Below are 15,036 nucleotides of genomic sequence, written 5' to 3'. Positions count from 1 at the left end.
TCTACTTCCCGGTCGGGTCGGTGTTGTCGTCCTCGGGCGGCACGAACTTCGGCTCCGGCGGCGGCGGCGGCTTGTCCGGTCGCCTGTAATTGCCTTGCTCGTCCTGGAATGCGTTCGGATCGCGCGAGTTCTTCTGCTGCGAGCCGTCCGGGTTCAGCTTGGGGACAACGTTGGTCGCGGATGGATTCTCCCGCGCCACGTTCTTCCCCGGATCATTCCTGTCCGGATCGTAGACGCCGTCCGTCTTGTGATCCCACTTCTTCCCATTGTACATGACGCCGCCCTTGGCGTCACCCGTGGTGAGCCCAGCTCTCTTCTTGGCCTCGTCGGACACATCCTTGTTCGGATCAGCATTGATATTATCCGGATGGATGCCCAGCTCGCGGAAGACCTGCGCGCAGAACGGGCAAGGCTTCTCCGAGGAATTCTTGGGTTTCCCTTTCTTCGAGTGCGCCTCGATCTTCGCGCCGCGACGGTACTCCTCGCGCAGCTCGTTCCGGACGCGGGCGTTCCGCTCGGCCTCGGACATCTTCGCCCACTTCTCGCAGTCCTTGCCGTTCGCATCCTTGCTAAGGCGCTGCCGGATGTCCTTTGCCTGCTGGTTCAACCCGTCGATCTCGGCGCACCTGCCCGCCTTGCTGGACGCGTTCGGCTTGACCTTGTTGTCGGCGTCCAGGTTTCGAGGATCGCTGTCGGGCTTGTTGGGGTCCTTGAATTTCTCGCGAGAGTTCGATACGGCGTCCCTCAGCGCCGGGTCGAGGTCGTCGTCGCTCTGGACGGTCGAGCTCTTCCCCTGGATGTCCGGCAGCGGATTGCCGTTCGCGTCCTTCCGCCCCGTGGTGGTCGAGAACATCAACCCCGTGGGGTCGACCATCTTCGTGGGCCGATTGCCGGCATAAGAGAACCCGTTCTGCCCTCCGAGCAGCCCGACCGGGTCGACGCTGATGTACCGTCCTACGGCGGGGTCGTAGTAGCGATAACGGTTGTACGCGAGGCCCGTCTCGTCATCGTAGTACTGCCCGAGGAACCGCAGCGGCGTCTCCGTGCGCGCGCCTTCCCGCGGGCGCGCGGCGCCCCACACCGTGCGGTCGAGCTCGCAAGCGACATTCCCGGCGGCGTCGAGCAGGCGTTCCGGTCTGCCGACAGGGTCGTTCAGGTAGTAGTACCACTCGGCCGACACCGCGTCGCCGCCGCTCCTGGCGTCCTTCTGCGCCCACGGCGCCGACGTCTCCTCGTCGGTGCAGTACGTCCTCTCCTGGGTGACCCGCTCGCCCTCCGGGCCCCACTCGCGCTTGATCTCATGAACGAGCGTGTCCCCGTCCCAGATGAACCGCGTCGTGGACAGCGTGTCCATGCGCCCGCCTTCGTCTCTCCTGAGCACGCGCTTCTCGAGGCGCCGGGCAAAGGGGTCGTAGGCATGCTCGATCCGGACGCCGTCGGGACGCACCACCGCGCTGAGGAGACCCGCGCCGTTCCATTCGTAGCTCGTCGTGGCTTCCTGACCGCTCGGCATGACCACGCGGCGCTTGATCAACCTCCCGTCGCCATCCCACACGTACGACACGAGGCCGCGCCGGAGCAGCACGTTGCCGCGCCCGTACTCGCGCTCCGGCGCGCCGCTGCCGAGCTCGCGCACGTTCCCCTCGGCGTCGTACCGGAAGTGCTCGCCCTGCCCGTGGACGTCGGTGCGCGCCAGCACCTGCCCGCGCGGATCGTGCTCCCATCGCTCGGCGCCCGAGCGATCGTCGTCGATCGCGGCCACATCACCCTGCGGCGTGTAGTGAACCGCTTGTCGAAGGGTGAGGTCATGGGGGAGCGCCCCGATCCAGTCGGGCTGACCTGCGGCCACCACAGGGCCTGCGACCCCGCGAGACACGGTGCGCTGGACCATGCGGTCGAGCCCGTCATAGACGACATCCACACGCCCGCCGCCGGGCAAATAGCGAGCGGTCTCTCGCCCGAGCGCGTCGCGGACGACGCCGAGCTCTTCGCTGCCATCGAGCGTCACCCGCAGCGCGCGGCCGGCGACGTCGCGCACCCAGGTCTGGCGGTGTCCGCGGGAGGTCTTTCGCTCGACGGCATTGCCCATCAAGTCATGTTTCGTCTCCACCGAGAACGTCTCGCCGCCGCTCACCTGCCGCTCACACGTCACCCAGCCCAGGAGATTGCGCTCGAAATAAATGTCGCCTGAGGGGCCGTGCGCCGCGATGATGTAGTCCAGCTCGTCGTACTCGAACGTCTCGACGCCGCCGTCGGGGTACTGGTGCTCCACGACGCGGCCGACGAGATCGTACACGTACCCGGTCTTCTCTCCGAGGCCGTTCTCGAACTGCACGACACGCCCCATCGCGTCGTAACGATAGCGAAGGGTGCGACCGTCGAAGGTGACCTCCTCCGAGACGAGCCTGGCGGCGTTCAGCCGGATGCGGTGCACCTCTCCATGGCTGTTGTGCACCTCGACGAGGCGCCCTTCGCGGTTGTATCGATATTTGCTGATCCGCCCGTCGGGCTCCCGCGTCTCGACGATCCGGTTGTACCCCGCATAGCGGTGCGTGGTGGTGTGGCCGCTCGGGTGCCAGATCGACGTGCAGTTTCCCGACGGATCGTACTCGTAGCGCGTCACGCCGCCGTCCGGCGTTCGCTCGGATCGGAGGCGGCCGGCGTCGTCGTAGGCGTACGTGACCATCGCCCCCGACGCGTCGCGCATGCTCTGGCGGCGGCCCCAGTAGTCGTACGTGTACTGCGTCACCGCGCCCGTGGGGTCGGTCCGCTCGATGAGGTTTCCGTGATCGTCGTACCTGTACAGCGTCTGCCCGCCGTTCGGCGCGACGGTCCGCGTGGTGAGCCCGCGGCGATCGAAGTGCACCTCGAAGGTGGCGCCGATGGCGTCGCGCCACACGAGCCCGCCCGTGAGGCGCCCCGTCTCGATGACGCCCCCTGCAGGATCGACCGCCCTGCGGATGTGCCCGTCGGCGTCCCGCTCGAACGTGGTCACGCGGCCGAGAGCATCCGTGATCCGGAGCTCCCGCCCGCGGGCGTCCCGCTCCCAGCGGGTCGTCGCCCCCGTCGCGTCGGTGAACGACAGCAGGTTTCCCAACGCGTCGTACGTGCGGCAGAAGACGCCGGCGGCCGTGACCGCCTTGTCGACGCTCCCGAAGTCGTTTCCGAAGAAGCGCTCGACCGAGATCGAGTCGGCCGCCTCCACGTAGTTGTCAGGCCCGTACTCGAGCTTCGTGTGAAAGATGCCCTTGGCGGCCGTGGTCCCGTCGGCGAGCACCGCCGGGACGTCGGCGGCGAGGCTCTCGTCCTCGCGCCCCGGGAACGCACCCCAGGTCTCGATGCACCGCGCCTCCCCGTCATAGCGGAAGGTGAAGCAAAGGCCCGTCGGGTGCTCCTGGCACGTCAGGAGATGGTCCGTATACGTGTACCTGGTCGCCGCGCCCATCGCGTCCTCTGCGAGCACCAGGTCCCCCGCGTCGTCGTAACGATACCGCGCGAACGGGACGAGCTGGCCCCGGTGCGCCGCGTTCTTCACCTCGAACGACGCGATGCGCCCTTCCCTCGTGGAGCGGACCTCAACCTTGCGACCGACCGAGTCGACGATCTGCGCCAGGACACCTTCCTTGTAGAAGAACGAGATGCGGTTGTCGTGAGAGTCGGTCTCGGCCGACAGGAGGTACCGGTCTTGCCAGGCGTGCTCGAAGACGAGCCACCGGCCGTCGCCCCGATCCAGCACGAAGCCGGTCTGGCCGCGGACGAGCAGCCACCCGGAGGGGCCCACCGCCGACTCGCCGACGCGCATGGGCGTGAAGTCGACGTACATGCCGTTCCCGGTCCAGAGCCTCGTCCGGCCGCGGTGCACCTCCACCTCCCACGCGTACGAGTGGTACCAGCCACGCCCGAGCCCGACGTCGCGGTCGCGCGCGGCGCTCGTGTAGCTGCGGGTCAGCGTCAGCGGCAGCGGGCCCGGCAAGTGCACGTCGGTGACGGGGATCGTGAAGACACGGCCTGTCACGATGTCGACAGGGTCTCCCTTGGAGCCCTTGCCGCTCCCCTTCTTGCCGTGATGGTTGGGGCACGCCCCGCCGTTCTGGCCGGAGCCGCAGGCGCCTTTGCCGCCCCCCGACGCGTTGTCGCCCCCGTTCTTGCCGTTCGCGCCTTGCTTGTCCTTGCCCGCGCCGCCTCCGCGGCCGTCGGCCCCGCCGCCGTCACCGCCGCCGCCGAGAACGAAGACTCCGGGATTCATCCCCGGGATGGCCGGGATGTTGGGGACAGGTGCCGTTCGCATTGCTGTTTCTACGCTCCCTGAGTGAAAGCTATGACGGCCGAGCCTTCCAGCGGACACGCGGTGCGTGCCGTCAATTCAACCGCAAGAGCCTCCCGACGATCCGGAACAGCCCCCGCGACGCGGCGCTGATGCGGCTGCCCACGACCTCGATGTCGCCGTCCTGGCGAATGCGGACCGCGCCTCGGCCGGAGCGGAGCAGCAGCTCCTGCTCCGCCTCGATGGCGACGGTAGTCGCCTTGAGGTGGAGCGTATGCGGCCGCTGCGTCGTCAGGGCCGCGACGATCAGCGGGGGCTCGCCCTCGCCGAGCTCGACGAGCACGGCGTCGCCGCGGGCGCGGGCGTCGGCGATCACCTCGGGATCGACGTCGGGCGCGATCTGGGCGTCGACAGGCCCCTCGGCGCCACGGACGTGGATCGACGCCTTCCGCCCCGTGATCGAGGCGACGCGCGCGGTCCGCATGGCGGCACCGAGCGGCCGCGCCTTCTGCGCCGGAAGGGGCGCCGCGGCCGGCTCGGCGAGCACGTCGTCCAGGGTCACGCGCGGCGACTCGGACGCCTCCTCCGCCGTGGCCCCGGCGTCCGGCTCCTCCAGCGAAAGCGAGGCGGAAGCCGCCCGCGAGCCACCGTCGAACGGAGTCGCCATCAGACCTCCGAGACCTTCTTCGGCAGCTGGATCTTCGGCGCCAGGATGGTCACGAGCGGGGACGTGATGGTGACGCCGGCGCCGTCGATCACCACCTCGCTGGCGCCGCACTTGAAGACGATGGCGCCCTTCGCCTCCACCTTGTGGAAGGCCCCGATGAACGTCGCAGGCCCGACGGCCTGCACGACGTGCGACCCCTTGAGCTTGTCGACGACCGCGCCGCCCACCATCGCGGTGCGCGAGCCGGTGACCGTCTCGCTCTCGCCCCCATTGCTGAGGACGACAAGGCCCGTCGCCTTCTCGCTCTTCGAGCCCGTGACGCTCTCGGCGTAGCTGCCGAACGCCACCTGCACCGTCGCGGCGCCGACGTCGATCGTCTTCTTGCCCGTGACGTTGTTGTCGATGTCCTGGATCGCGCCCAGGACCTTCATCGAGCCCACGTCCTCCTTGTGGGTGCCCGTGACCTTGGCGGTCGTGTGCCCGGGCCCCTTCTCGCGATCGGTCGCGTCGACGCCATCGACGGCGCCGTCCGGCCCGCCGACGTTGGCCGTCGACCCACCGCCGCCGCCGCCCCCATCCATGCCGAGGGCCGAGGCGAGCGCCTCCGGCTTCACGAAGACCTTCCCGGCGAGGCTGCTCTGCGCCACGTTCGACGCGATCGAGGCGAGCATGTTGGGCGCTGCGGCGCCCGGCGCGCCGCCGGCAGCGCCGCCGCCGCCCCCGCCGCCGCCCATCGAGGCCGCGAGCTGGCTCGCGCCGGGGATGCCCGACGCGCCCGCGATCATTCCGGGCATGCGGCTCATGTCCCCGCCGGCGACGGCCTTCATCGCGCCCGACACCCCCGCCGCCTTCTGGGTCAGCCCGTTGATCGGCGCCATCACCTGGTTGATGGCGCCGTCGACCTGCCCCTGGACCGCCGCGATCGCGTTGTTGGCCATCACGCTCGCGAACTGCACCGCCGCCTGCGCCGCGAGCGCGAGCATCGCCTCGAGGGGGTTGCCGTCCATCTCGAACTGGTTGCCGCCCACGGTGGTCGTCGCGTTGCCCTTCGCCGTCAGCGCCGACACCGCGTTCACCTCGACGTTGCGGTTGCCTCCGACGCTGATCGTCTGGTTCGCGCCCACCGTGTTCTGCGAGCCCTTCGTGATCTTCGTCGTCTGGTTGCCGCCGACCTCGAGCGACGCGTTGTTCCCGACGACCGACGTCTCGTTGTTGCCGATGTTCCGCTTGGCGTTGTTCGCCGCGACCGTCTTCATGTCGCGCTGGGCGTGCACCATGATCTCCTCGGAGCCCGCCTTGTCCTCGAAGCGGATCTCGTTGGCTCCGCCGCCGCCCGGCGTGCTCGAGGTCTGGATCGCCGTGCGGGTCTTGCCCTCCGGCAGCGCGTACGGCGGCATGTAGACGCCGTTGTAGAGGCGCCCGGTCACGATCGGCCGATCGGGGTTCCCCTCGAGGAACTCGACGATCACCTCCCAGCCGATGCGCGGGAGCATCATCGAGCCGGAGGTCTGGAGCTGCGCGACCCGCATCCAGCACGACGCCTTGTCGTCGATCACGTCGCTGCGATCCCAGTGGAACTTCACCTTGCAGCGGCCGAACTCATCGGTGTGGATCGCCTCGGTCTGGGAGCCGGCGGGCGCCACCACCGTCGCGGTCTGCGGCCCCTCGATGAGGGGGATCGGCGTGATGCGCCGCGGCCTGTACTTCACGGAAGCCGGCACGAGGCGCGCCCGCGCCCTGGAGCGCGGCGTCGCGCGCTCGCCGCCGAGCGCGTCGTCCTCCTCGTGGACGTAGGTGTGCTTCACCGCGAAGAGGAAGTACTCGCCGTCGAGCTCGCCGGCGTCCGTGATCGTGAGCTTCTGGCCGACCGCGAGGCGCGAACAGACGGTGTCGATCTCGATCGTGTGCCGCTCGACCTGCTCTTCCTCCAGCCGGATCTGCGCGAGCCGCTGCCCCTCGCTCGGCTCGAAGTAGCCGCCCGGGTAGTCGTAGCGCTCCAGCGCGTCGTTCTCGCCCGACGCCGCGGTCGCGGTGAGATCGAGCTTCGGCCGCTTGAAGTCGAAATCGCGGAGGACGAACTTGCCGGAGCGCACCCGCTCGAGCTCGCGGATCGCGTAGATCGCGTCGCGCTCGTCGGCCGCGCTGAGCCCGGTGCGCCGGCGGAACGGCAGCGCGGGGTCGCCCGGGATCGGCCCGGCGACGGTGCTGTCGTCGTCGAAGACGAGGAGCTCGCCGTCGGCGTCCACCTCGACGAAGCTGTAGATGCCCTCGTGCTCCATGAGCCGCGAGATGAACGCGAGCGCGCTCTCCTGGTACTGCACGCAGTACTCGCGCTTCGGGCAGTCGCCGCTCAGCCGCCACGCGACCTTGGTGACCCCGTGATCCTCGAGGACCTTCGCCACGATCTCCTTGGCGCTCATGTCCTGGAAGATCCGCGAGTCGACGCTGCGCGCGAGGAGCGCGAGCGAGGAGACGACGCGGACGGCGTAGCGGACGCCCAGCAGCCCCTCGATGCCGAGCTCGGTGGTGCCGATCGAGGTCGCGGCCTCCACCGTGCCCGCGATGACGCGCGGCACCTCCCCGGGCACGCCGAAGGAGAGCGCCGCGGGCTTGCCGATCATCGCCTCGAGCTCCTGGAACGTGTGGAGGTACACCTCGACGTCGAGGACGAGCGGCCTGCCGGCCTCGTGGGTCGACTCGAAGCGGAGCACCCGGGCCGCGGGGACCTCGTCGATCGTGAAGTGCGCAATCATCTCGCGTGCCACGTTCGCCTCCTCCTCAGTTGTCGAGCACCAGCGCGGCGGTGTCGGAGACGTCGCCGTCGAGCTTCGCGGAGACGCCGATGATCGCGACGCTCGCGGGCGTCAGCGAGAGGATCGACGCGCCCATGACCAGCGTGAGCGCGCCGGTCGCCTCGAAGACGGCGTTGTTCGCCTTGACGAGCTGCGCGCCCCCCGCGAGCTCGGTGTACGTGCCGAGCGAGCTCTCCACGCGGTTCCCGTTCGCCACGTTGACGATCGCGCCGCCGACCTTCACGTTCATCGATCCGCCGACCTGCACGCCGCGGCCCGACTTGACCGCGATCACCTTCGCGCCGGTGGCCGTCTCGCTCCGATCGCCCTGGACCGTCACGGAGCGGTGCCCCAGCGCGAGCTCGACGAGCGCCGCGCCGACCTCGTGGTTGAAGCCGGCCAGGGTCTGATCCGTGACCGAGCCGACCACGAGATCGATCTGGTTGCCGGACACCGTGAGCGAGCTGTTGCCGGTGACGTCGCGCTTGTGATCTCCGCCGATCTTCATGTCGCGGTTCCCGCCGATCGAGAGCGAGTGATCGCCGCCCATGTCGTCGACGTGGAAGGTCTCGATCTTCATCGACTGGTTGCCGGAGACCGAGAGCGTCTGGTTCGACCCGATGCTGGTCGTCATGCTGTCCGTGACGTTCGTCGTCTGGTCCGCGCCGATCTTCTTCTTGTGGTTGTTGCCGATCGACTCGGTCGCGTTGTTCTTCACCTCGGTGGACATGTCCTTCGAGGCGTTGATGAACATCTCCTCGCCGCCCTTCGTGTCCGACATCCGGAGCTCGTTGGTGCTGCCCCCGCCCGGCGTCGTCGCGGTCTGGAGGGAGCTCTTCCCCGCCTCCTTCGGGAGCGCGTAGGGCGGCGGCGTGAGCGCGTTGTACATGCGGCCCATCACGAACGGCCGGTCCGCGTCGCCCTCGACGTGGCGCACGGTGACTTCCCACCCGACGCGCGGCAGCAGCATCGATCCGCCCGTCGGCACCTGGCTCGTGCGGATCCAGCGGCTCGAGGTGTCGTCCTTCTTTCCGGAGCGATCCCAGTGGAAGGAGACCTTCACCTGCCCGCTCGCGTCGGTGTGGATCTCCTGCCCCGAGGGCCCGGTGGTCATCGCGGTCTGCGTGCCCGGGATCACCTGCTCGCGGGCGCGCCGCGGGGGCCGGTAGCGCGTGCTCCCGGTCGGCACGCCCCAGAACTCGCAGCTCGACCGGAGGTCGCGCGCGCCGTCCTCCGCGCCCGCGCGGCCGGAGAGCTCGAAGTTCCGCGGCCGGCTGCCGGCGATGCGCGCGCGGACCACGAGGTACTCCTGGTTGAGCGGGTCGTAGGGGTGGCCGTCGACCGAGAAGCGCCGGCCCGGGAGCAGCGCGAGCGAGCCGCTCTCGCCGTGCACGACGTCGCGCTCCGCCTGCACCGAGTCGAGCAGCACCTTGGCGAGCCGCTCCGCGACGCTCGCGTCGGCGGTGCGCGCCGGGTGCTCGTAGATCTCGAGCACGTGCTCCCCGGGATCGCTCCCCTCGGCCGACGCCTCCGGCTTCGTCGAGGGCTTCTCCGGGTCGTAGTCGCGGACGAACACCTTGTCGCTCCGCACGGAGACCTCCCGCGAGAGGCGGACGACGCGATCCGCGAAGCCCTCGACGCCGAAGTCCTGGAAGAACGGCAGCGACGTCGCGCCCTCGATGTCCTCGAGGCCGGTCGGCGAGTCGCCGAAGACGACGACGTCCTCGTCGTCCTTCATGTGGATCGCGAAGTAGATCCCCTCCTCGGCGAGGAGGCGGTGCACGAAATCGAGGTCCCGCTCGCGGTACTGGACCGTGTAGACCCGCGTCGGGTGGGGCTCGGTCACGCGCCAGTCCTGCTGGGCCGCGGGCACGCCCGCGCCCTCGAGGACCTCCTTCACGATGTCGACCGCGCTCTTGTCCTGGAAGATCCGGCAGTCGGAGCGCTGCCCGAGGTTCCAGAGCGCCGGCGCGACCTCGATCCTCAGCGTGGGCACGTCGTCGGGATCGGGCACGAGCTCGGCGAGGACGATGGTCCCGGCGAAAGAGCGCGTCTGCGTGTCGTCGCTGCGCGACAGCGTGAACACCGCGCGCTTGCCGAGGACCTCCTTCGGCCTCGGCAGCGCCGCCTCGTCGTCGAGCAGCTCGCACTCGAGGCGGGTGAGCTCCGAGAGCTGCTCCGTGAGCTCGAAGCGCAGCACCCGGTAGATCTTGCCCTCCACGCTGAGGGAGGGGATCGCGAGGACATGATGATCAGCCACTCTTCACCTCACCAGGGCGCATGGGCCCTCACGATCCGAGCTTCATCGACGCGCCCATCTTGACGACGAGCGCGCCCTTGACCGCGATCTTCGACCCCTTGATCACGACGGGTCCGCCGCCGAGCTTGAGCTCGCTGCCGCCGCCCTTGAAGACGCCGACGGCGCCGAGGAGGGTGATGAGCGGCGCCTGCACCACGAGATCACCGTCCAGCTTCTGGTAATGGAGGCCGCCGACCATGTTGGTGACGCCGAGCGCCACGTGGGAGAGCGAGCCCTTCGTGAGGTGGAGCTCCGCCGCCAGCGAGGTCTGGTCCTTGTTGGCCGTGATCTGCTCGCCGTGGCTGCCGTTGATGATCTGCGCCTTCACGGCGCCCACCGTCTCCGTCATCCCGCCGAGGACGTTGTCGTTGATCGAGCCCAGGCTGCCGGAGAGCTGCAGCGCGCCGACCTTGCGGCTCATGTCCCCGGTGATGGAGTGCCTGACGCCGTTCGAGATCGTGATCTGGTTGCCGCTCACCGTGTAGGAGCGGTTGCCGGTGACCTTCTCGACGTAGTTGCTGATCGCGTTGGTCGTGTCGTTGCCGCCGATCGAGATGCTCTGGTTGCCGGTGATCTTGTGCGAGAGCACCGCGCCGACGTCGAGCGATTGGTTGCCGGCGACGGAGGTCGAGTCGTCGACCTTCACCGAGCGGGAGCCGTTCACGCTGATGTGCTGCTCCTCGTTGACCGTGACCTCCTCGACCTTGTCGTTCTTGATGGTGACGTTGAGGTCCTTCTGGGCGTGGATGCCGAACCCCTGGCTCCCCGCGGTGTCGGACATGCCGATCTGGTTGTGGCCGCCCGCGCCGGGCGACGACATGCTCTTCAGCGTGCCGGACGCCTTGGCGGCGGGGAGCGCGTCGGGCGGCGTCTTCTCCGCGTTGTAGGTGCGCCCGAGCACGAGCGGCCGGTCCGGGTCGCCGTCGAGGAACGCGACCGAGACCTCCCAGCCGACGCGGGGGAGGATCATCGAGCCGCCCATCGCGATCTGCGAGACGCGCAGCCAGCAGCTCGAGGTGTGGTCCTGCTGGCCCTGCCGGTCCCAGAAGAAGCGGACCTTGATGCGGCCGTACTTGTCGACGTGGAGCGCCTGCTCCTGGGTGCTCGACCCCGTGACGACCGCCGTCTGGATGCCGCGGATGCGCGGCCGCCGCGCGCGGCGCTCGGCCGCGAAGGGCGCGCCCTTGGGGACGCCGCGGAAGTGGTTCTCGACGTCGTAGTTCGTCACGCCGCCGGTGAGCGTCTGGTTGCCGCGCGAGACGAGGCGGGTGACCACGAACTCGCCGTTCAGGCACGGCTCGGCGGCGCCCTCGACGGCGAACGGCTCGCCCACCTTGAGCCCGGCCGCGCGGCTCTCGCCCTCGCACACGTCGGCGTCGGCGGAGAGCTCGCGCATGCGGGCCTCGGCGCGGCGGCCGCCCACGCTCCCCTTCGTGAAGCCGGCGGGGTACTCGAAGTAGGGCGCCGCGATGGCCTCCTTGCGGGGCAGCGCGGACTCCGGCTTCACGTCGGGCTTCTCGAAATCGTGGTCCCGGAGGTGGACGAGGCTCGTGCGCAGCGCGCGCGTCCTCGTGAGCTTGGAGAGCGGCAGGCTCCCGGGCAGGCCGCCCTGCGCCATGCGGAAGTTCACCGGCAGCCCCTCCTCCACCTCGAAGGCGGCGGGGTCGTCGGTGATGATCATCGTGTGCCCGGCGGCCTCGTGCCGGAAGTAGTAGAAGAGGCCGTTGTCCTCGAGGAGCCGCGAGACGAAGTTGAGGTGCGACTCGCGGTACTGGACGATGAACTCGCGCGGCTCGTACTCCTTCGCGATCCGCCACTCGACCTTGTCGCCGAAGCCGGCGTCCTCGAAGACCGACTGCGCGACCTGGACGATCGTCTTCTCCTGGAAGATGCGGCACCCCTCGCGGTGCGCGAGCGCGGCCAGCGCGGGCCGCAGGCGGACGTCGAACTGGCGGCTCTCGCCCACGATGTGCGCGAAGCCGGCGCGGTCCACGATGCCGTCGTACAGCCGCTCCTGGCCCGACGTGTCGACGACGCGCAGGCAGAGGCGGCTGCGCAGGCAGTCCTCGACCCGGAACGACGTGTCCAGCGTCGCGAAGCGCACCTCGACCGTGTAGGGCGTGGAGATCGCCTCGACGGCCTCGAAGCGGGTCACGGCGACGTCCGCGGGGAGCTTGTCGCCCTCCAGGGAGAAGGTGGCGAAGGTAGCGGCCATTGGGGGCATGGTAGGCGATCGGCGGACGGCGCCAAGCCCCGGCGCCGGAACCCGACGCGGCGGGAGCGGCGTGGGGGCCGGCTCGTGCGGATCTTCGGGCGGTGGGCGCAGCTCGGGTCCAGGTCGCTGGAGGCGCCCGCGCGGCAGGCCGGAGCGCGGCGGAGGATCTGGACGCGAGCGAGGACGGCGCGGCCCGTCTCACGCGACGGCGGACCCGCGCCCGGCAGGCAGCTGTCCATCGAGAGGATGAACTGTCAGAAGCGTGGACAGCACTGGATTGCTGGTCAGATCTGCGAGCGTGGGAGACCAGCGGATTGCGTCGTCCGCATTGTGGACGGGCCGCTCCTTCCGAAGCGACCTTGGCCCTTGCGCACGCTATGCGCTGACCGTCAATCGCGGGTGCGGTAGCGGGCGAGATCTTCGGCCGTAGCCTCGCCGGTGTAGAAGCCGTTCGTCACCCACACCGCGCGCAGCCCCGACTCCTTGACGAGCCCGCGGAAGAGCGGCACGTCGCTGGTGCTCGGCGCGGGCACGCCGAGGGCGGGCTTGCCATCAAGAGTACGCACGGTGTGGTTGTGGAGGACGACCCAATACTCCCAGCCGGCGGCCACGTCGCGGCGGACCTCGTCGAAGCCATAGAACGCCTTGGGCGGGAACATCGAGTCGCTCGCCCCGAAGTAAATCCTGAGCTGGGGCCGGCCGCCGACCTCGCGGCGCAGGATTGACGCGATGAACTCGGTGGGCTGAGTGAGCTCCGAATAGCGCGCGTCCTGGGCCGCGAACAGGGCTGCCTCGAGGCAGCGGATAGGCCGGACGCGACCGGCGTCGCCGTACATCAGCGCGGCGTTCTCGTCCTCGCGGCGCCATAGCTCGCGCTCGGCGTCGTCGCGCGGCTGGGGTGGATCGGCGACCGGACGCTCGAGGTCACCGCCGGCCGCCGCGATCGCCTCACGATACGCCAGGTACCCGGGCGCGCTCGGCAGCACCTCCTCGAACAGCACCGGAGCGGCCGGCACCTCCCATACCTGCAACACCGCGTTGCCCTCGCGACGCACCACCGTCGGCGCGCCGGGCAGCACGCACCTCGGCGGCGGTGCCTCGGCGGTGCCCACGACGGCGCCGGGCGAGGGCTGCTGGGGGCCGCCGCAGGCGGCGAGGACGAGCAGCTGGAAGAGCGTACATTGTGGGCGCACGGCCAGGATCGTGGCACGGAAGGGGGCCGCGTGCCGCCAGCGCGCGGGGCGATCCCGGGGGCGCTTCAAGGTGAAGGCTTCGTCGAACGCTTCGCCTTCAATGGCGCCGTCTCACATAGGATGGGACGCGCACCGAGCGGAAATGCCTTGAAACCAAGGCTTCGTGCGATCGAATCGTCAGGGCGAAGTGTCAGCGCACCCCGCGGCTGAGCTCCGCCGGGGTCGAGGTCGAGGTGCGAAGCTGCACGTGCCGGGGCGCTCGCAGCTCGCTCGCCGGCTCAATTGAGCCCGGAACCAGCCGAAATCATCGTGGGGGGGTAAGGGGGGGCGTGTGCCTTCGCGGCGCGCTGAGCGAGCCCAATTGTAATTGACGTCGCATTCGCCGGCGGAACGCCGCTCGCGCGTCGCCGTCGGCTCACTCGTGCCCCGTGGGCGCGAAATCAAGGCCAAGATTACCTACCCCCTGGTCGAGCCTGCACATGCCGCGCCGGGCGTCAGGCTCCGCGCGCCTCCCTTGAGCGACCGCGCCGTCAGAGCAGAGGCTGCAACGCCGCGTACCACTGCCCGCCCAGCAGCACGTAGCCCTGGAGGTTGGGGTGCCACTGATCTTCGAGTAACGTGGTCTTGTTCGGATTGAAGGGCGTGTACATGTCGACGGAGATGATGTGTCGGCCTGCGTCCGCGCGGGCCTTCACCACCGCCGGGATGGCGTCGTCGTAGGTCTTGATGCGCGCGCTGAGCGCGGTGTCGTCGCCCTTGCTCGCGTCGCCGCGCGACGGGACGGGCGCGGCCACCACGATGAGAACATTGGGGAGCTGCGCGTAGATGCTGTCAATCAACTCGCCCAGACGTTTGGGGGCGTTGGGCATGTCGTAATTGTCGATTGCGTCGTTGGTTCCAATCATCAAGAGCACGATGTCGGGCTTGTATTGCGGCATGACGGTCGACACCAGCGTCGAGATGCCGCTCCTTCCGCCGGCTGGGGCGATCGTCCAGCCGCTGTGGCCCTCGTGGTTGTGCGGGAACGCCACGCCGCCAACGGTGTTCGGTCCGTTCGATCCCGAACCGACGAACGTGATGTTCTTGCCCGCCGCGTGCGCGAGCCGGAACAGCTCGACGCGATAGCCGCCCGGCGTGTCCCCGTTGTATCCGTCGGTGATAGAGTCGCCGAACGGCATGATCTTGCACGCCGTACCGTCGGTCGGGCAGGGCCGATAGGTCGAGCCCGCGCCGCCGCCGGCGCCACCCTGCGCGCCCGAGTCGCCGCCGCTACCGCCGGCCGCCGCGCCGCCGCCATCCCCGCCACCGCCGCTACCGCCGGCCGCCGCGCCGCCGCCATCCCCGCCACCGTCCGTTCCCGCGAGCGATCCACCGGTGCCGGCCGCAGAGGTCGTTCCGCCGGTGCCCGCGGCAGCGCCGTCCGTGCCGCCGCCGTCGCTCGTTCCGCCTGCGCCGCCGCCGGGGCCCGCTCCGCCGGTGCCCGCGCTGCCGCCGCTGCAGCCGAGAGCGATGACGACGAGCCCGGCCACGAGCGGCCAAGATGTGATCGGCTTCATTCCGGAGGATGGTAACGTCGAAGGCTACGGCATTGTCAACTGAAACGACG

The 15,036-nt window shown here is 69.7% G+C and carries 7 protein-coding genes; all 7 read right to left on the bottom strand.

The window, feature by feature from the left end; genetic code table 11:
- Nucleotide 1: 1 nt before the first annotated feature.
- The 7 genes from WMF12_RS16490 to WMF12_RS16460 all read right to left on the bottom strand — a co-directional run bounded on the left by WMF12_RS16490 (nucleotide 2) and on the right by WMF12_RS16460 (nucleotide 14,959).
- Nucleotides 2-4,246 (bottom strand): RHS repeat-associated core domain-containing protein, encoded by a 4,245-nt coding sequence (locus tag WMF12_RS16490; protein ID WP_437872483.1) that lies wholly within the window; start codon nucleotides 4,244-4,246, stop codon nucleotides 2-4.
- Nucleotides 4,247-4,358: 112 nt separating this feature from the next.
- The gene (locus WMF12_RS16485) at nucleotides 4,359-4,931 is read right to left on the bottom strand and encodes a hypothetical protein (RefSeq protein ID WP_437872482.1); all 573 of its coding nucleotides are present in this window, start codon (nucleotides 4,929-4,931) and stop codon (nucleotides 4,359-4,361) included.
- Nucleotides 4,931-7,696 (bottom strand): type VI secretion system Vgr family protein, encoded by a 2,766-nt coding sequence (locus WMF12_RS16480; protein WP_437872481.1) that lies wholly within the window; start codon nucleotides 7,694-7,696, stop codon nucleotides 4,931-4,933. The genes WMF12_RS16485 and WMF12_RS16480 overlap by 1 nt, the downstream gene beginning before the upstream one ends.
- Nucleotides 7,697-7,709: 13 nt before the next feature.
- The gene (locus WMF12_RS16475; RefSeq protein ID WP_437872480.1) at nucleotides 7,710-9,983 is read right to left on the bottom strand and encodes a type VI secretion system Vgr family protein; all 2,274 of its coding nucleotides are present in this window, start codon (nucleotides 9,981-9,983) and stop codon (nucleotides 7,710-7,712) included.
- 28 nt (nucleotides 9,984-10,011) lie between these two features.
- A complete protein-coding gene (locus WMF12_RS16470) occupies nucleotides 10,012-12,237 on the bottom strand; it encodes a type VI secretion system Vgr family protein (protein ID WP_437746597.1) in 2,226 nt (741 codons plus the stop codon).
- Between the two features lie 389 nt (nucleotides 12,238-12,626).
- Nucleotides 12,627-13,430: a hypothetical protein gene (locus tag WMF12_RS16465; protein ID WP_437872479.1), complete on the bottom strand. Its 804-nt coding sequence runs from the start codon at nucleotides 13,428-13,430 to the stop codon at nucleotides 12,627-12,629.
- Between the two features lie 530 nt (nucleotides 13,431-13,960).
- Nucleotides 13,961-14,959, bottom strand: coding sequence for an SGNH/GDSL hydrolase family protein (locus WMF12_RS16460; protein ID WP_437872478.1), 999 nt, complete (start codon nucleotides 14,957-14,959; stop codon nucleotides 13,961-13,963).
- Nucleotides 14,960-15,036: the final 77 nt, after the last annotated feature.

The sequence above is a fragment of the Sorangium sp. So ce363 genome, assembly GCF_051520435.1.
Taxonomy (GTDB): Bacteria; Myxococcota_A; Polyangia; order Polyangiales; family Polyangiaceae; genus Sorangium; species Sorangium cellulosum_B.
The sequence above is the reverse complement of the archived record's forward strand: the minus strand, read 5'-3'. Positions and strand labels throughout refer to the sequence as shown.